20 protein-coding genes are annotated in these 16959 nt (G+C 64.4%); 13 read left to right on the top strand and 7 right to left on the bottom strand.

Annotated elements, in window-relative coordinates; translation table 11 throughout:
* Positions 1 to 165 precede the first annotated feature (165 nt).
* From KY495_RS10060 to KY495_RS10050, 3 genes are all read right to left on the bottom strand, one after another.
* Complete coding sequence (locus KY495_RS10060; protein WP_219883501.1) at positions 166 to 693, bottom strand: hypothetical protein; 528 nt, start codon at positions 691 to 693, stop codon at positions 166 to 168.
* A 64-nt stretch (positions 694 to 757) separates the two neighbouring features.
* Positions 758 to 1144 (bottom strand): DUF4124 domain-containing protein, encoded by a 387-nt coding sequence (locus KY495_RS10055; RefSeq protein ID WP_219883500.1) that lies wholly within the window; start codon positions 1142 to 1144, stop codon positions 758 to 760.
* A gap of 110 nt (positions 1145 to 1254) precedes the next feature.
* A complete protein-coding gene (locus KY495_RS10050) occupies positions 1255 to 1893 on the bottom strand; it encodes a DUF4124 domain-containing protein (RefSeq protein ID WP_219883499.1) in 639 nt (212 codons plus the stop codon).
* Between the two features lie 337 nt (positions 1894 to 2230).
* Between KY495_RS10050 and KY495_RS10045 the strand changes: the two genes are divergently transcribed.
* The 11 genes from KY495_RS10045 to KY495_RS09995 all read left to right on the top strand — a co-directional run bounded on the left by KY495_RS10045 (position 2231) and on the right by KY495_RS09995 (position 12070).
* Positions 2231 to 3730, top strand: a complete 1500-nt coding sequence (locus KY495_RS10045; RefSeq protein ID WP_219883498.1) for a B12-binding domain-containing radical SAM protein — start codon at positions 2231 to 2233, stop codon at positions 3728 to 3730.
* Between the two features lie 64 nt (positions 3731 to 3794).
* Positions 3795 to 4928 (top strand): ABC transporter permease, encoded by a 1134-nt coding sequence (locus KY495_RS10040; protein ID WP_219883497.1) that lies wholly within the window; start codon positions 3795 to 3797, stop codon positions 4926 to 4928.
* 41 nt (positions 4929 to 4969) lie between these two features.
* On the top strand, positions 4970 to 5788 hold the full coding sequence (locus tag KY495_RS10035) for an ABC transporter ATP-binding protein (protein ID WP_229518614.1): 819 nt from the start codon (positions 4970 to 4972) through the stop codon (positions 5786 to 5788).
* Entirely contained in the window at positions 5788 to 6747 is a 960-nt protein-coding gene (locus tag KY495_RS10030) for an MlaD family protein (protein ID WP_219883495.1), read from the top strand. The genes KY495_RS10035 and KY495_RS10030 overlap by 1 nt, the downstream gene beginning before the upstream one ends.
* 8 nt (positions 6748 to 6755) lie before the next feature.
* The gene (locus tag KY495_RS10025; protein WP_229518567.1) at positions 6756 to 7397 is read left to right on the top strand and encodes an ABC-type transport auxiliary lipoprotein family protein; all 642 of its coding nucleotides are present in this window, start codon (positions 6756 to 6758) and stop codon (positions 7395 to 7397) included.
* Positions 7394 to 8551 (top strand): VanZ family protein, encoded by a 1158-nt coding sequence (locus KY495_RS10020; protein ID WP_219883493.1) that lies wholly within the window; start codon positions 7394 to 7396, stop codon positions 8549 to 8551. Before KY495_RS10025 ends, KY495_RS10020 begins: the two co-directional genes overlap by 4 nt.
* A 93-nt stretch (positions 8552 to 8644) precedes the next feature.
* Positions 8645 to 8962 (top strand): ferredoxin, encoded by a 318-nt coding sequence (locus KY495_RS10015; protein ID WP_219883492.1) that lies wholly within the window; start codon positions 8645 to 8647, stop codon positions 8960 to 8962.
* A 12-nt stretch (positions 8963 to 8974) separates the two neighbouring features.
* A complete protein-coding gene (locus tag KY495_RS10010; protein WP_219883491.1) occupies positions 8975 to 9616 on the top strand; it encodes an alpha/beta hydrolase in 642 nt (213 codons plus the stop codon).
* A 51-nt stretch (positions 9617 to 9667) separates the two neighbouring features.
* The gene (locus KY495_RS10005) at positions 9668 to 10813 is read left to right on the top strand and encodes a D-alanyl-D-alanine carboxypeptidase family protein (protein ID WP_219883490.1); all 1146 of its coding nucleotides are present in this window, start codon (positions 9668 to 9670) and stop codon (positions 10811 to 10813) included.
* An 8-nt stretch (positions 10814 to 10821) separates the two neighbouring features.
* On the top strand, positions 10822 to 11748 hold the full coding sequence (locus KY495_RS10000; RefSeq protein WP_219883489.1) for an aldo/keto reductase family oxidoreductase: 927 nt from the start codon (positions 10822 to 10824) through the stop codon (positions 11746 to 11748).
* 10 nt (positions 11749 to 11758) lie between these two features.
* Positions 11759 to 12070 (top strand): metal-sensing transcriptional repressor, encoded by a 312-nt coding sequence (locus KY495_RS09995; RefSeq protein WP_219883488.1) that lies wholly within the window; start codon positions 11759 to 11761, stop codon positions 12068 to 12070.
* 17 nt (positions 12071 to 12087) lie between these two features.
* Here the strand turns inward: KY495_RS09995 and pssA are convergent, their stop codons facing one another.
* Complete coding sequence (gene pssA, locus KY495_RS09990; protein ID WP_219883487.1) at positions 12088 to 12867, bottom strand: CDP-diacylglycerol--serine O-phosphatidyltransferase; 780 nt, start codon at positions 12865 to 12867, stop codon at positions 12088 to 12090.
* A gap of 153 nt (positions 12868 to 13020) precedes the next feature.
* Here pssA and KY495_RS09985 point away from each other — a divergent pair, with 153 nt between their 5' ends.
* Both KY495_RS09985 and KY495_RS09980 read left to right on the top strand, forming a co-directional pair.
* On the top strand, positions 13021 to 14022 hold the full coding sequence (locus tag KY495_RS09985) for a CAP domain-containing protein (RefSeq protein WP_229518566.1): 1002 nt from the start codon (positions 13021 to 13023) through the stop codon (positions 14020 to 14022).
* A gap of 12 nt (positions 14023 to 14034) precedes the next feature.
* Complete coding sequence (locus KY495_RS09980; protein ID WP_219883486.1) at positions 14035 to 14673, top strand: Hpt domain-containing protein; 639 nt, start codon at positions 14035 to 14037, stop codon at positions 14671 to 14673.
* Here KY495_RS09980 and KY495_RS09975 read toward each other — a convergent pair.
* From KY495_RS09975 to KY495_RS09965, 3 genes are all read right to left on the bottom strand, one after another.
* Positions 14670 to 14894 (bottom strand): hypothetical protein, encoded by a 225-nt coding sequence (locus KY495_RS09975; protein ID WP_229518565.1) that lies wholly within the window; start codon positions 14892 to 14894, stop codon positions 14670 to 14672. The two genes, KY495_RS09980 and KY495_RS09975, sit on opposite strands and share 4 nt — an antisense overlap.
* A gap of 219 nt (positions 14895 to 15113) precedes the next feature.
* Positions 15114 to 15668: a DUF1439 domain-containing protein gene (locus tag KY495_RS09970; RefSeq protein ID WP_219883485.1), complete on the bottom strand. Its 555-nt coding sequence runs from the start codon at positions 15666 to 15668 to the stop codon at positions 15114 to 15116.
* 19 nt (positions 15669 to 15687) lie between these two features.
* Positions 15688 to 16959: an RNA polymerase sigma factor gene (locus KY495_RS09965; RefSeq protein ID WP_229518564.1), complete on the bottom strand. Its 1272-nt coding sequence runs from the start codon at positions 16957 to 16959 to the stop codon at positions 15688 to 15690.

Below are 16959 nucleotides of genomic sequence, written 5' to 3'. Positions count from 1 at the left end.
AGATTATGCAGCGTTTCGCGATTCTCGTCAACCTCTTTTTTACTACCCCGCAGTTCATGCGGTTCCGATGAAACTTTCGCAAGCACTTGATTCTGCGTGCTTTTCAACGGGAGGCGAACTATAGCAAGGCGCCATTAACTTGGCAAGAGGCATGAAAAATATATTTCAGGGAGCGATACGCATGAGGGGCACGATGGACGCCCGGCCGGCCAGGTCGAGCCGGCCACGATCGACATCGGCGAAGGCTTGCGCGCACCACCTGCCCTGTTCTGCTGCCGAGCCCTTGATGACCGGGCGCAGCATGGCTTCCGTCTTGCGCAGGGCATCGCTGTTGAGCGCAGCCGCGACCAGCACCTGGTCGCCGTGGGACATGACGCGGTCCTTGTGCGACACCACAGCAGCGTTGCGGCGCTGCCAGTGATATGCCGAGGCTGAAAATTTCTTTTGAGAGGCTGGAAACACACTACCGCAAAACTCGCTGCTGCGCCCCACCAGCTGGGCCACACCGATGATGTTGGACACTGCCCCGATCACATCGGCAGGCAGCACATCGGGCATGGGACGGGCAGTGGAAGCAGCGGCCGCCACGTTGGTATACACGACCTTGCCGTTATTCGTGACGATCTTGCGCACCTCGGCCTGTGAAACAAGGGAAACAGCGGACAGGGCAAGGCAAAGATATTTCTTGTTCATCAAAACGCTTCAGATAAGATAGCAATTCCGCATCTTACCTGACAGAGTTGCAATAAGTGTTGCTCTAGTTTGTGCGCACGCCGGCTGCGGTGGTGACAACGGTGCCCGCGCCCACCAGCGCCTTGCCCGACACCATGACAATTTCTACATCCATGCGCTCAAGCTTGCCATTTGACCCGCCGCGGTCAGCCGTGTGCAGCGTTTGCCCCGCCGATGCGCCGGGCATGCTCCTGCCGGCTACGTGGCGGCGCGTGCCTTCCTCTTCAGTGCTGGCCCGGGTGGGCGCCTGCTGGGCGACAGGGCCGATCACGCTGACCTTGCTGGCACCCGTATCGGCCGGGCGGTCTGAATACACCACCTTGCCGCTGGCCGAGACGGTCTTGTACAGCTGCGCGGAAGCGCCGCTGGAGGCGGCCATGATCACCAGGAAGAGGAAAGCTTGATTTTTCATTTCGGCAACAATGCTTTAAATATCGAAACAACATCATACCTGACAAAAGTGCAAGAAGTGTTGTTTTGAATAGCAAAATTATTACCGAAAGGCCTCCCGGCCCTTTTACGCTAGCGCCGCCGCGGCGAAGGGATCGCGACAGCCATCATGTCAGGCTGGCTGATGGTGGAGCTGTCACCGCGTAATTCCACAATGGCCTCGGCGCACCACTTCTGCCTTTCCGGCACCGTCAGATTGCCCACTTTTGCCACTTCCCCGTTGACCAGGGCCGCCACCTTGGCCTGCATTTCCGCACGCTTGACGGGTGTCACGACCTGCATCAGCAAACGCCGCTGGTGCTCGACCGCGTCCATGTTGCGTGCCTTCCACCCATTCGCGGCCTGGTTGAAGGCCCGCGCGCTGGCTTCCGTGCTATTGCAAAATGGGTAAAAGCGACGAGGGAATTCGGCCTGGGCCATGACGGCCATGATGGCCGCCTCCACCTGGGGCGTGATCTCGGGTGCCGGGCCGCTGGCCACCGCAGGGGCGGGCAGGGGAGCGGGCGCCGCTTCGGCCGGAGCGCCCGGCGTGTTCACGGGGCGCAAGGTATTCGAACGCATAACGCTGAGCTTGGCAGCACTTTCGAGGGCCGGACGGTCGGAAAACGTGACCTTCCCGTCAGGACCGACCGTCTTGTACATCTGCTGCGCCTGGACACCGCTGCATGCAAGGATGCCGGTTACCAGGACAATTGCACGAGTATTAACCATAGAAGACCAAAGAATGCTGTAAACAAGAAACCCAATACTAACAAAGCCAGCGGACCCTTCGAGTAACTAAAAGAAATATCCGTTGCATATCCACAACCGACAGGCGATGCGCCTCGCCTGCGGCGGCACTTCGGTATCACATGGACAATCGCATACCCGGCGCTGCCGGAACCCAGCCGGCGTGCGTTACCGTTAGTTAGCAATTGTACATCGCGCGTTCCCTACCAGGCTTGTCTTTTCGTGAAACGTTCTGGACTGCTACCCCCGCGCGCCGGAGACATCGGTCCCCGGTCAGCCGCCGCAGGTAAAATAGCGCTTTCCCCGCGCCGCCCCTGCCATGACCATCCTGCTCTCCACCCTCAACGCCCGCTACGCCCACGCATCGCTTGGTTTGCGCTACCTGCTGGCCAACATGGGCGAACTCCAGGACCAGACCCGGCTGCAGGAATTCGTGATCGGCGCCAAGACCACTGAGATCGTGGAGCGCCTGCTGGCCCACGCGCCGCGCATCATCGGCTTTGGCGTGTATATATGGAACGTCGAAGAAACCACGCGCGTGGTCGCCATGCTCAAGCGCGTGGCGCCGGACGTCAAAATCGTGCTGGGCGGGCCGGAAGTGTCGTTCGAGCCGGCCGAGCAGCAGATTGTGCAGCTGGCCGACTACCTCGTCACCGGCTGGGGCGACGTCACCTTTCCCCAGCTGTGCGCACAAATCCTGCACGGCCCCCAGCCCTTGATGAAGGTGCATGCAGGCGTCCAGCCTCCGATGGCCGAGATCAAGCTGCCCTACGCGCTGTACACCGACCAGGACATTGCCCACCGCACCCTGTACGTGGAAGCCTCGCGCGGCTGCCCCTTCAAGTGTGAATTCTGCCTGTCGGCACTGGACAAGACGGCCTGGCCGTTTGCGCTCGACACCTTCCTGGCCGAGCTGGAAAGCCTGCACGCCCGCGGCGCCCGCCTGTTCAAGTTTGTCGACCGCACCTTCAATCTCAACATCAAGACCAGCCTGAAGATCATGCAGTTCTTCCTCGACAAGCTGGCCGCCAATCCGGACGACCCCGTCTACGCCCACTTTGAACTGGTGCCCGACCACCTGCCCGATGCACTCAAGGAAGGGATCAGCAAGTTCCCGCCGGGCGCACTGCAATTTGAAATCGGCATCCAGAGCTTCAATCCTGAAGTACAGGCCCTCGTGAGCCGGCGCCAGGACAATGCCAAGGCAGCCGACAATATCCGCTGGCTGATGGCACACTCGCACGCCCACCTGCACGTGGACCTGATTGCCGGCCTGCCGGGCGAGGATATTGCCAGTTTTGCGCGCGGCTTCGACCAGCTGGTTGCGCTCAAGCCCCACGAAATCCAGTTCGGCATCCTCAAGCGCCTGCGCGGCACGCCCATCATCCGCCACACGGAAGCATTCCGCATGGTATTCGATCCCTATCCGCCCTACACCATCCTGGCCACCAGCCTGATCGATTTCGCGGACATGCAGCGCCTGGTGCGCTTTGCCCGCTACTGGGACCTGGTGGCCAATTCGGGCCGCTTTGCCAATACGCTCGGGCCTTTGTTGGGCGAGGCGCCCTTTGCCCGCTTCATGGCCTTTTCCGACTGGCTCTACAGCAAGCTCGATGCCACCCACCGCATTGCCCTCGACAAGCTCGCCGCGCTGGTGACGCAGTGGCTGCAGCTGCAGGGCATGCCTCAGCAGGATGCCGCGGCCCTCGTGGCCAGCGATCATGCCGGCCAGGCCGACGCCCCCAAAATGCGCAAGCAAAGCGCTCCCGCCGCGGCCACCAGCGCCCCGGCGCGCCAGGTCCGACACCTGGCAGCGTGAGCTGGCGTACCGATGCGCACGAATGAGGATAGCGGATGTACCGAATCTCTTTTACACTGGCGCAATGCCGATTGAAAATGCGCCAACATTGACCGTCAACCGCGCCCAAGATGGCGCGGGGCAAGCGGTCGTCATCGCGTCCGGCATCTGGCAAGTCCATGCGCTGGCCCAGTGCGGCGCCATCAAGAACCTCACTGCCACCCTGGCCTCGTTCAAGGGCCAGGCAGTGGCATGGGACCTGAGCCAGCTCACCAGCCTGGACCACATTGGCGCCCAGATGTTCTGGAACAGCTGGGGCAAGCAGCGTCCCGCCTCGCTCAAGCTGGCCGATCGCCAGGAAGAACTGTTCCTGCGCATCGAGGAAGCGGGCAAGCTGCAGGTGGCCAAGCCGCAAAAGAACCGCCTGACCTGGGTCATGAAGCTGGGCTTTGGCGTCATGACCTTTTTCCAGCACCTGGGCGGCTTCATCAGCCTGATCGGCACCGTGGTGCAAGACCTGTGGCGCTTCGTGCTCCATCCGCGCACCGGTCCCTGGCGCGAAGTGTCGGCCAATATCTACCACTCCGGCTTCCAGGCCCTTGGCATCACGGCCCTGGTGGGCTTTCTGATTGGCGTGGTGCTGTCATTCCTGGCGGCCCAGCAGCTGCGCGCCTACGGCGGCGACGCCTTTATTGTCGACCTGGTGGGCCTGGCCGTGATCCGCGAACTGGGCCCCTTGCTGGCCGCTATCCTGGTCGCGGGCCGCTCGGGCTCCTCCATCACTGCCCAGCTGGGCGTGATGCGCGTGACCGAAGAACTCGACGCCATGCTGGTCATGGGCATCTCGCACGGCTACCGCCTGATCATGCCCAAGGTGCTGGCCCTGGCCATTTCCATGCCGCTGCTGGTGGTGTGGACCGATGCCGTGGCCCTGATTGGCGGCATGGCCGCGGCCAAGGTGCAGCTGGGCCTGTCGGCCAGCTACTTCCTGCAAAGCCTGCCCGACGCCGTGCCGCTGGCGAACTACCTGATCGGCCTGCTCAAGGGCACCACCTTCGGCGTCCTGATCGCGCTGGTGTCCTGCCACTTCGGCTTGCGCATCAAGCCCAATACCGAAAGCCTGGGGCGCGGCACCACCACCTCGGTCGTCACCGCCATTACCGTGGTGATCCTGGCCGACGCCGTGTATGCCATCATCTTCAGCGACGTGGGGTTCTGATGGGCGACATCAAATTCACGCGCCGCACCCAGGCCCTCAACATGAAACCGGACGAAGAAGTCGGCCCGGTGGTGGTCGAGATCAAGGGCCTGTGGACCAAGTTCGGCAAGACCGTGGTGCACCAGGACCTCAACCTCGAGATTTTCTCGGGCGAGATCATGACCATCGTGGGCGGCTCGGGCACCGGCAAGACCGTGCTGCTGCGTCAGATGCTGGGCCTGGAGCGTCCCGCGCGCGGCTGCGTGAAAGTGTTTGGCGAAGACATCAGCGAGGCCGACGCCGAACAGCTGCAGCGCATGCGCAACCACTGGGGCATGCTGTTCCAGCAGGGCGCCATGTACTCGGCGCTGTCGGTGTTCGACAATATCGCCCTGCCGCTGCGCGAACTGCGCGCCCTGCCGGAAGACGTGATCTACGACGCCGTGCTGCTCAAGATGCACATGGTGGGCCTCGGGATCGAGCACGCCAACAAGATGCCGTCCGACCTGTCGGGCGGCATGATCAAGCGCGCCTCGCTGGCACGCGCCCTGGCCCTGGAGCCGCAGCTGCTGTTCCTGGACGAGCCGACCGCCGGTCTCGACCCGGACCTGTCGGACGCCTTTGTGGCGCTGATCCAGTCGCTGCACCGCGAGCTGGGCCTGACGGTGGTCATGGTCACGCACGACCTCGATACCCTTTTTGCCCTGACCACGCGCGTGGCGGTGCTGGCCGAAAAACACGTGATCGCGGTCGGCCCGACGCGCGATGTACTGGAAGTGGACCATCCCTTCATCAAGCAGTTCTTCCTGGGTGCGCGCGGCCAGCGCGCGCTGGAAGTGCTCGATGAAACGGAAGCGGCGAACGACACGGAGAAAGAATAATGGAAAACAGATCGCATGCTTTAATGACGGGCTTTTTCACCATTGCCCTGCTGGTGGCCACCGTCCTGGCGGGCCTCTGGTTCAACCGCGACAATACCGAGCGCGTGCCCTACGAAATCGCCACCGTGCAGTCGATCCCGGGCTTGAATCCCCAGGCCACGGTGCGCTACCGCGGCCTGGAAGTGGGCAAGGTCGACGAGATCATCTTTGACCAGTCGCGCGCCGGCCAGATCCTGATTCGCCTGTCGGTGGACAAGGCGGCCCCGGTCACGCGCACCACCTTCGCCACCCTTGGCTACCAGGGCGTGACGGGCATTGCCTTCATTCAGCTCGATGATGAAAAGGTCGGCTCGGCCCTGCTGCCCAGCAGCGCGCAGCAGGTGGCCCGCATCCCGCTGCGCCCGGGCTTTCTGGACCAGCTGGAAAAGCGCGGCATGGTGATCCTGGAAAAAGCCGAGCGCATTGCCACCAGCGTCGAAAACCTGGTCAGCCCGGCCAACCAGAAGGTGATCCTGGGCGCCTTTGACCGCGTGGGAAAAGCGGCCGACGCGCTGGAAGCGGTGCCGCGCGCGCTGGAGCCAACCCTGGCCCGCCTGCCGGCCCTGGCCAACCAGGCCGACCAGACATTGGTCTCGATCCGCGACCTGTCCAACAGCGCCAACCAGGCTGCCCGCAATTACGACCAGCTGGCCACCACGCTGCAGGCGCCGGACGGGCCGATCGCGCGCCTGAACACGACGGTCGACCGCGTGGGCGGCTCGCTCGAAGCGGTCACCAGCGAACTGGAACTGCAAACCCTGCCGCACCTGACCAGCATGGCCGACGAGGCCAAGACCTCGCTGCGCGCCGTGCGCCGCACCGCCGACGCCCTGAGCAACCGCCCGCAAAGCATCCTGTTCGGCGCCCCGGACGGCGCGCCCGGCCCGGGTGAACCGGGCTTTGTGCCACCGACCAAATGAGGACCAGCATGCATTCATCCCTGACGCCATTCCTGCCCCGCGCCGCCGCCCTGGGCGCCCTCCTGGCCGCAGTGCTGCTGGCCGGCTGCGCCACCGAAAAGGCGCCGCGCAATGCCAGCTACGACTTCGGCCCCGCCACCACGGCCGCCGCACCGGCACCGGCATCGATCGATGCCGTGGTGGTGACCGACGTCACCGGCTCGGCCGCCTTTGACAGCGAGCGCATGTACTACCGGCTCAATTACGCCGATCCCCTGCAGTCGCGCGTGTACAGCAACAGCCGCTGGGCAGCCACGCCCCTGCAGCTGGTCACCCAGCGCCTCAAGACACGCTTCGGCCAGAGCGGCGCCAAGGTGCTCACGCCGACCGACGCCTCGGCCGGGATCAAGATCCTGCGCCTGGAAATGGATGACTTCAACCACAGCTTCGACAGCGTGGCGCAAAGCTATGGCCAGGTGACCCTGCGTGCATCGCTGTTCCAGCAGCACAAGCTGGTCGACCAGAAAATCTTCAGCCGCAAGATCAGCGCCACCACGGCCGATGCGGCCGGCGGCGCACGCGCCCTGACCGCCGCCACCGACGCCATCGCGGCCGACATGGTGGCCTGGCTGGCCAGCCTGCCCACCGCGCAGGTGGTGCCGAAGCAATGAGCGGCAACGAGGTCGTCAGCACCGAACCACGGCGCGAGCCGCGCGGATCGCCCGTGTCGCGGGCCGCGCTGCTGGCCTACCTGCTGCTGATCGTCTACGCCAGCTGGTTCCCGTTTTCGGGCTGGCGTGGTGCCGGCCTGTCGCCGTTCACCTTCCTGACGCTGAACATGCCGCAGTACTGGACCGGGTTCGACGTGGTGGTCAACATCATTGGCTACATCCCGCTCGGCATGCTGCTGGTACTGGCCATCTACCCCTGGCTGCGCGGCATCTGGGCCATCATCGGCGCCGCCGTGCTGGGGGTGCTGGTGTCGGGCATCATGGAAGCGGTGCAGACGTACCTGCCCAGCCGCGTGCCATCCAATCTCGACTTCATGACCAATTCGGCCGGCGCCCTGGTGGGCGCCTTTATCGGCCTGGCCGGGGCCCGTTCCTACCTCAATGAAAGCCGCCTGTACCAGACCCGCAAGCGCTGGTTCGCACCCCACGCCAGCCAGGGCCTGGTGCTGCTGGCCCTGTGGCCGCTGGCCCAGATCTATCCGGTGGGCTACCTGTTCGGGCATGGCCAGCTGCTGCCCATCCTGTCCGGCTGGCTCTCGCGCGGACTCGACACCGACATCGACCTGGTGGCCATGCTGCGCCCCGGCAAGGCCATGACGTCGGAACAATTCCTGCTGTCGGAAACCGTGATCACGGCCTGCGGCATGACCGGCGCCGTGCTGACCATGCTGTGCCTGCTCAACCGGGGTGCGCCGCGCACGCGCCTGGTGCTGGCCATGCTGGCCATTGGCCTGCTGTTCAAGACCCTGGCCAGCTCCCTGCAGTTCACCCCGGCCAACGCCTTTGCCTGGATTACGCCCGGCGCCCAGGGCGGCTTTTTGATTGGCGTGATCATGCTCTCGGGCCTGGCATTTGCGCCCCAGGTCGCGCAGCGGCGGCTGGCCATCGCCACCTTGCTGCTCAGTTTGCTGGTGGTGAACACCATCCCGGTCAACCCTTACTTTTCCGCCACCTTGCAAGGCTGGGTCCAGGGCAAGTTCCTGAACTTTAACGGCGCCGCCCAATTCCTGTCCCTGGTCTGGCCGCTTCTTGCCGTGTGGTTTTTGATGTTGCCGTCGCACAAACTGAACCGTGTGGCCGACCGCCGCCGCTAGCGCCGCAGGGGCCTGGCGCGCGCAAGCGCATCGCCCCTGATCGCCCCGCCTACGCTATCATGGCAATTTCTTCCCTCGCGAAAAGAACAGACCATGAGCGACAAGCCATTCTTCCAGCAGCACGTGTTCTTCTGCATGAACCAGCGTGAAGACGGACGGCCATGCTGCGGCGCCCAGGGTGCGCAGGTGGCCCAGCAGCACGCCAAGAAGCGCATCAAGCAGCTGGGACTGAACGGGCCCGGCAAGATCCGGGTCAACCAGGCAGGCTGCCTGGACCGCTGCGAAGAAGGCCCGGTGCTGGTGGTCTATCCCGAAGGAACCTGGTACACCTACGTCGACACCACCGACATTGACGACATCATCGACTCCCACCTGGTGGGCGGTAAGGTGGTGGAACGCCTGAAGATCTGAGCACTGGGATCAATGAACAAACAATCGGAAAAATTTACCCTGGCCGGCCACGCCGGCAACATGGAATGCCTGCTCGACGCGCCGCCGGATGCGCCGCGCGGCATTGCGCTGGTGGCCCACCCGCATCCCCTGTATGGCGGCACCATGGACAACAAGGTTGCCGCCACCCTGGCCCGCACCTTCGTGGCCCTGGGCTACGTGGCGGCGCGCTTTAACTTTCGCGGCGTGGGCGCCTCCGAAGGCGTGCATGACGAAGGCGCCGGCGAAACCGAAGACATGCTCATCATGCTCGAGCATATGCAGGGGCGCTATCCGGGCCTGCCGATTGCCCTGACCGGCTTTTCCTTCGGCACCTTTGTCCAGGCCCAGTTGCAGCAGCGCCTGATGGCGCAAGGGCGCCCGGCCGAACGCCTGGTACTGGTTGGCACCGCTGCCGGCAAGTGGCCCATGCCCGAGGTCCCGGCCGACACCATCCTGATCCATGGCGAACAGGATGACACCATCACCCTGGCCCAGGTGCTCGACTGGGCCAGGCCGCAAGACATTCCCGTCATCGTCATTCCGGGCGCTGACCACTTTTTCCACCGCAAGCTGGGACACATCAAAACCCTGGTGATGCAACTGTGGCGCAGGGACAGCGATCCCGTGCGCTAGGGCTATAATTGGCCGCATTCTTTAGCGGCATCTTTTTTTGAGTACACATCCATGAAAAAACTATTCGCAGCCTTTGCTGCCGGCGTGCTGGCCATCTCGGCCGCCGTTGCGCAGACTCTGCCGCCTCCGACCATTGCCGCGCGCGCGTGGCTGCTGCTCGACGCCACCAGCGGCCAGGTCATCGCTTCGCAAGATCCCGTGGCCCGCATCGAGCCGGCTTCGCTGACCAAGATCATGACCGCCTACCTGACCTTTGCCGCCCTGCGCGACAAGAAGCTGGAACTCAATCAAAAGGTCAATGTCTCGGTGCGCGCATGGAAGGTCGATGCCAGTAGCTCCAAGATGTTCATTGACCCGGCCGTACCGGTCTCGATCAACGACTTGCTGCATGGTCTGATGGTGCAGTCGGGTAACGATGCTGCCGTGGCCCTGGCCGAAGCGGTGGCCGGCGACGAAAGCGCGTTTGTGTTCTTGATGAACAAGGAAGCCCAGCGCATGGGCCTGAAGAACACCCGTTTCGGCAATCCCCACGGCCTGCCGCACCCGGACAACTACTCCACCGCACAAGACCTGTCGATCCTGGCCGCGCGCGTGATCCGGGACTTCCCCGAGTATTACAAGATCGACTCGGTCAAGAGCTTCACCTACAACAAGATCACCCAGCCCAACCGCAACCGCCTGCTGTGGCTTGACCCGACCGTGGACGGCATGAAGACCGGCCACACCGAAGGCTCCGGCTACGGCATGATTGCCTCGGCCCGCCGTCCGAGCGGCAACCTGCAGCGGCGCCTGATCTCGGTGGTGCTCGGCACCACGTCCGACCAGGCCCGCACCCAGGAAAGCCAGAAGCTGCTCAACTGGGGCTTCCAGAATTTCGACACCGTCAAGCTGTACTCCAAGGGCCAGGTGATCGCCACGCCGGAAGTGTGGAAAGGTTCGTCCAGCAACGTCAAGATCGGCTTTACCAATGATGTGGTGGTGACCGTGCCCAAAGGCGTGGCCGGCAAGATGAAGCCTGTGCTGGAGCGCAAGGACCCGCTGGTGGCGCCGCTGCCGCTCAACAGCCGCGTCGGCACCCTCAAGATGATGGTGGACGGCAAGCCAATGATGCAGCTGCCGGTGGTCGCGCTGGAAGAAGTGAGCCAGGCCACGGTCTTCGGCCGGGCCTGGGATTCGATGCGCCTGTGGTTCAAATAAGGAGTGCGATGAACCCTGCCTTGTCTGGAGCCATCCGCTGCCCGCGCGTGACAAGCCGCAGCGGCGGCCCGGCGCTGTCGCGCATTGTCGCCGGCATGTGGCGCATGAGCGAGTGGAACATGGCCCCCGAGCAGCGCGTGGCCTTCATCGAGCGCTGCATCGAGCTGGGCGTAACCAGCTTTGACCATGCCGACATTTATGGCGGCTACGGCGTGGAGTCCCTGTTCGGCGACGCGCTGCGCCTGCAGCCTTCGCTGCGCGACCGAATTGAAATCATTTCCAAGTGCGGCATCAAGCTGGTGTCGCCGCAGCGCCCGCAGCACGGCATCCAGCACTACGATACCAGCGCCGCCCACATCACCGCCTCGGTGGAACAGTCGCTGCGCAGCCTGGGCACCGAGCACCTGGACCTGCTGCTGATCCACCGGCCCGACCCGCTGATGGATTTTGACGAGATGGCGCGCACCTTCGAACGCCTGCGCCAGGCCGGCAAGGTAGGCCACTTTGGCGTGTCCAACTTCAGCCGCCACCAGTTTGAATCACTCAACAAGCGCATTGCCCTGGCCACCAACCAGGTCGAGTTTTCGCCGCTGCACCTGGACCCCATGTTCGACCAGACCTTCGACGGCCTGCAGGATGTGGGCGTGGCGCCGATGATCTGGTCACCGCTGGCCGGTGGCCGCCTGTTCTCGGCCGGCGAAGGCCAGGCCGACCATCTGCGCCTGGTCATCAAGACCATTGCCGATGACCTGGGCCAGCCTTTTGCCAGCGTGGTGTTCGCGTGGATCATGCAGCTGCCGTGCCGCCCGATTCCGCTGACCGGCACCGGCCGCATTGAAGCGATCGCGGTGGCCGTCGCCGGCACCGGCTTCACGCTGTCGAAGGAGCAGTGGTTCACCATCCTGCGCGCCGCGCGCGGCCACGAAGTCGCGTAAAGGGCGGACCATGGCCGACAGCGCCCTTACCATCGTCGAGGGCAGCGCCCTCACCCTGGCGCAAAAGAAGGATTTGCTGCACCGGCTGGCGCGCGTGGAAGGCCAGCTGCGCGGCGTGCAGCGACTCATTGCCATGGCCGATGTACCGGGCGACTGCAACGCGGTGGCCCAGCAAATGGCGGCGGCGCGCAAGGCGCTCGACCGCTCCTTTGTCCAGCTGCTCACCGCCAGCATCGTGACCCAGAGCGCCAATGCCGAAGACCTGCACAGTGCCCAGGCACGCGCCAGCAGCCTGGCCGCCATGCTCGACAAGTTCGCGTAGGCCCGGCCGGACTGGCGTTAGTCTTCGAACACTTCCGGTGGCGGCACGCCGCGCCAGCCCATCTGCCAGCCAATGTTGATCAGCAGCGTGGCGCTGATATAAATGAGGAAGAACAGCACGAAGAAGCGCCACTGCAGCACGGCCAGCAGCACCAGGGCAATGGCCACCAGCGCCAGCAGCAGCGGACTTTTCTTTTGCTTGGAGCTGGGGAAGCGCACGGTGGACACCATGAGCGTGCCCACGGCCACCAGCAGTGCCACCAGCCCAGCGGCCTGGGCCATGCCCTGCAGGGGCTGGGGCCAGGCCACCACCACCGACGCCACGCAGGCCGCACCGGCCGTAATCGGCATGCCGACAAAGTAGCGCGGGTCGGTGCGGCCCACGCTGACATTGAAGCGCGCCAGGCGCAAGGCGCCGCAGGCGACAAAGATGAAGCACGCCAGGCCGCCCATGCGCAGCAGGGTGGGATGGTCGGCCCCGAGCAGCGTGAAGCCATAGCAGTACAGCAAGAGGCCCGGGGCGCAGCCAAAATTCATGACGTCGGCAATGGAATCGAGCTGCATGCCGAATTCGGACTGGGTGGACGTCAGGCGCGCCACGTAGCCATCGAGCGCGTCGAACACGCCGGCCAGCACCAGCAGGAAGGCCGCCATGCGGTAATCGGCAGCGGCGCCGATGTGCGCGTTTTCAACCGACAGCACAATGCTGCTGAAGCCACAGGCAATCGATAGCAGGGTGACAAAACTTGGCAGGGCAAACTTGGCACGCGCAAGGCGTTGCTGGCGGGTCGGTTTCAATGGGTTCGCAGTCGTTGTGATAAGGATGGCAAGGCTGTGCCTATTTTACAGGGCAAGTGCGCCACACCGCATCAAAACCTGCCGCAAACAAATCTCACCCGATCCCGATTTCCTCTAGAATCTATCCGTACAGAATCCTCGCAGGAGCAGTTCATGAAAACAATTAAAGGGTGGCAAAAGAGTAGCATTGGCTTGCTGATCACGCTCGCGCTGACCGCCTGTGGCGGTGGCAGCAGCAGCGATGGTGTCAACAATCCGCCTCCGGGCACGCAGCCGCCACCTATCATCCAGCCACCGCCGGTCACGCCGCCGCCTGCCACACCGGTGCCGCTTGAACCAGGCGCGCCGCCGGTGACGGGCAATGTGGCCACCGATGGCTTGAACTGGCTCAATTTCCGGCGCCAGCAGGCCGGCTTGTCGGTGCTGCCAAGGAATGCTTTGATTGACAGCGCTGCCGAGGGACACTCGAACTACCAGCGCTTGAACGAAGTGACCCACGTGCAGGAAGTGGGCAAGCCTGGCTTTACCGGCGTGTCGCTGTTCGACCGCCTGCAGCGCGCCGGCTACGCCAATCCGACCAATTATTTTTACGGCGAAGTCATTTCCGCCAGCACCTCGACGTCCGGCGTCTACCTGGCCGAAGAGTTGATCACGGCCATTTACCACCGCTTTGCCATTTTCGAGCCCCGCTTCAAGGAAATCGGCGCCGGCGCGCTGGCCGACAGCCGTGGCTACAACGTGCTGACCATTAACTTTGGCGCCAACAATGGCTATGGGCCTGGCTTGGGTGCCGGCAATGTCGTGACCTGGCCGATCGATGGCCACACCAACGTCCTGCGCGACTTCAACAGCGACAATGAAGCACCCGATCCCGTACCCAACCAGAACCGGGTGGGCTACCCGATCAGCGTGCATGCCGACGCCGATGCGCGCCTGACCGTGGCGAGCTTTACCATGCGTCCCCGCGGCGGGGCCGACATTGCCACCAGGCTGCTCAGTGCCGACGCCGACAGTGTCAATACCAAGACGCGCTCGGCCGTGTCGATCGTGCCGCTGGCAGTGCTCTCGCCGTCGACCACCTACGACGTGGCGTTCGTGGGCACGCTCAATGGCTTGCCGCTCACCAAGAGCTGGTCCTTCACGACGCGGCAGTAAGTGCCCGCTCTCATGGAACCCGGCAACGGCGCGCAGACGGAACTGCGGGCCGACCTCGTCACGCGCGACACCATCGATGTCAACGACGGCATCGAGCGCGTGATGGGCAACCGCGACCTGTACGCACGCATGCTGCGGCGTTTCCGCAACGATTATCAGGACGGCGCCTTGCCGGTCCGCACCGCACTGGCCGCAGGCGACACCCTGCTGGCGCACCGCCTGGTGCATACCCTGAAAGGGGCAGCCGGCATGATCGGCGCCCACCGCCTGCACGAGCGCGCCGGCGAGCTGGAACAGGCATTGCGGCTTGATACCGGCGAGTTCCGCGCGATGCTCGCCTCATTGATCACGGAAATGGAAAAAGTGCTGCAGCTGCTGGGCGTCCTGCTCGACGGCAGCCCGCCGCCCGGCATGCCGGTGCAGTTGCCCACCCGCGCCCTGCTCGGTGACACGGCCCTGCTGGAGCGCTTGACGCAATTGCTGACCAATCACGATGGCGGCGCCATCGATGTGCTGGAAGAATCACGGGCCAGCCTGCACGTGATCCTGGGCGAGGCAACCCTGCAGCGGGTGTCGGATGCGGTCAGGGAATTTGACTATGCGCGCGCCTTGCGGGCGCTTGGCGAGACGGCCTGCGGCCAGGGCATTTAACCGGGCGGATTGATCGCCTCGGCATCGAACTCGGCCTCTTCCTCGAAAGCGTCAGCGCATTCCTTGCCGCAAAAGCGGCGTACGCTGTCAAGCGGCTTTTCGCAATACCAGCACGAGCCCTTGGCCGGCAGGCTCTGGCGGGGCCGGGCATGCACGGCGCCACCGGCCGGCGGCAGCTCTGCCACTTTGTCTTCCTGCACATTCTCTACGATGGTACCCAAAATTCACCCCCAAGCAATGGCTGTAGGTCTAAAGTCACAAGGCAAGATTACGATAGTGGAATAAGAGGAATATGACAAAGCGCAAGGCCGGCATTATTCCCGCTGCCGGGTGCGAGAACACAACGCCGCCTGGGGTTATTGCTCGTCGGTAATCACTATACTCCCGCCGGAAATGGGAGGCCAATAGATTCCGTGGCGAGAAACAGAAGCAGGGATAGGCTATCGGGCGGGCGCGACCGAGACCATGATGCCGCGCGGCGTGGTACTGATGCCAGTGGGCACAAACTGCACGCCACCGTAGCGCAAGTCTTGCGGCTGGAACTGGTACAGCGGCACATCGACCATGACCTTGCTCATCAAGAGATTGGCCACGCGTTGCAGGTCGCGCTGGGCGCTGCCCTCCATGCCGGTGATGGAAAAGCCTTCGACCACCGGCTCGGCCAGCATGACGGCGCTGCGCGCCTGGTCAATGTACAGGCGGCCGGACAGGGCCAGGTTGCCGCGCAAAACCTGGCGCATGAACGGCGGCGTCATCGACGCATCGAGCGCGATCCCCACCCGCCCGCTGTGGTGCTGCACCGACAGGCGCGGACGCGCCAGCTCCACCTGGAACAGGTCAAAGGCGCGATTGTGCATGGGGAAGCGCCGGTCCAGCGTGTTTTGCAGCTTGGACAGCGGCAGTTCAATGTCGCGGGGGCCGGAGACACTGGCGCAGGCGGTGAGCAGCCCTGCCGCCAGCGCCAGCAGGACCAGGTGCTTGAGCAGTTTTTTCATGGGAAAAGCGTAGCACAGATCATTCACACGACCGCGCACGGGCCAGCAGCAGGGTGCGTTCGCGCTCGTTGTGGGTGAGCGCCGCGGCGCGCTGGAATTCGGCACGCGCCTCGCCGTGGCGGCCCAGCTTTGCCAGCAGGTCGCCACGCACGCTGGGCAGCAGGTGATAGTGCTGCAGGGCCGGTTCAGCCGCCAGCCGGTCAGCCAGTTCCAGCCCCGCTGCCGGGCCGTAAGCCATGGACAGCACCACGGCGCGATTGAGTTCCACGATGGGCGACGGCGCCAGCTGCGCCAGTGCATCGTACAGGGCAGCGATGCGGGTCCAGTCGGTATCCTCCGGGCGCAGCGCGCGGGCGTGGCAGGCGGCAATGGCGGCCTGCAGGCCGTACGGGCCGAGCCCCTGCTGAAGCTGCCCTGCCCGTTCCAGCGCTGCCAGGCCGCGCCGGATCAGCAGCTGGTCCCAGCGCGCGCGGTCCTGGTCCAGCAGCAGCACCGGCTCGCCCCCGGGGCCGACCCGGGCACGGGCGCGTGAAGACTGGATTTCCATCAGCGCCACCAGACCATGCACTTCGGCTTCGCGCGGCGCCAGTTCGGCCAGGATGCGGCCCAGGCGCAGCGCTTCCTCGCACAGCCTGGGGCGCAGCCAGTCGCCACCCGTGCTGGCGGCATAGCCTTCGTTAAAGATCAGGTAGATCACCTGCAGCACCGACGCCAGGCGCGGCGCCAGCTGCGCCGCCTGTGGCACCTCGAACGGCACCTTCGCTTCGGCCAGCGTGCGCTTGGCGCGCACGATACGCTGGGCGATGGTGGACTCCGGCACCAGGAAGGCGCGTGCGATTTCGCCGGTGGCCAGGCCGCCCAGCAGGCGCAAGGTGAGCGCCACGCGCGCCTCGGTGGAGAGCACCGGATGGCAGGCTACAAACATCAGGCGCAGCAGGTCGTCGCCAATGTCGTCGTCCATTGCGCGCTCGATGTCTGCAGCAAGGTCGGGCGCCACGTCCTGCAGCTGGGTTTCGATGGCGTAGGTGAGTTCACCCTCCCTGGCCTGCTGCAGCGCCGCGTGGCGCAGGTGGTCGAGCGCGCGGTGCCTGGCCACGGTCATGAGCCAGGCCGCCGGGTTGTCGGGGATGCCGTCCTGCGGCCAGCGTTCGAGCGCGATGACCATGGCATCCTGCGCCATCTCCTCGGCCAGGCCCACGTTGCGCAGCATGCGGGCCAGCGCGCCGATGATGCGCGCCGACTCCATGCGCCAGACCGCGTCCACCACGCGGGCGGCGTGGGACTGCTCCAT

The organism is Massilia sp. PAMC28688, assembly GCF_019443445.1.
In the GTDB taxonomy this organism is placed as follows: Bacteria; Pseudomonadota; Gammaproteobacteria; order Burkholderiales; family Burkholderiaceae_D; genus Telluria_A.
Note: the sequence above shows the minus strand (reverse complement) of the source record. Positions and strands in the feature narration are given on the sequence as shown.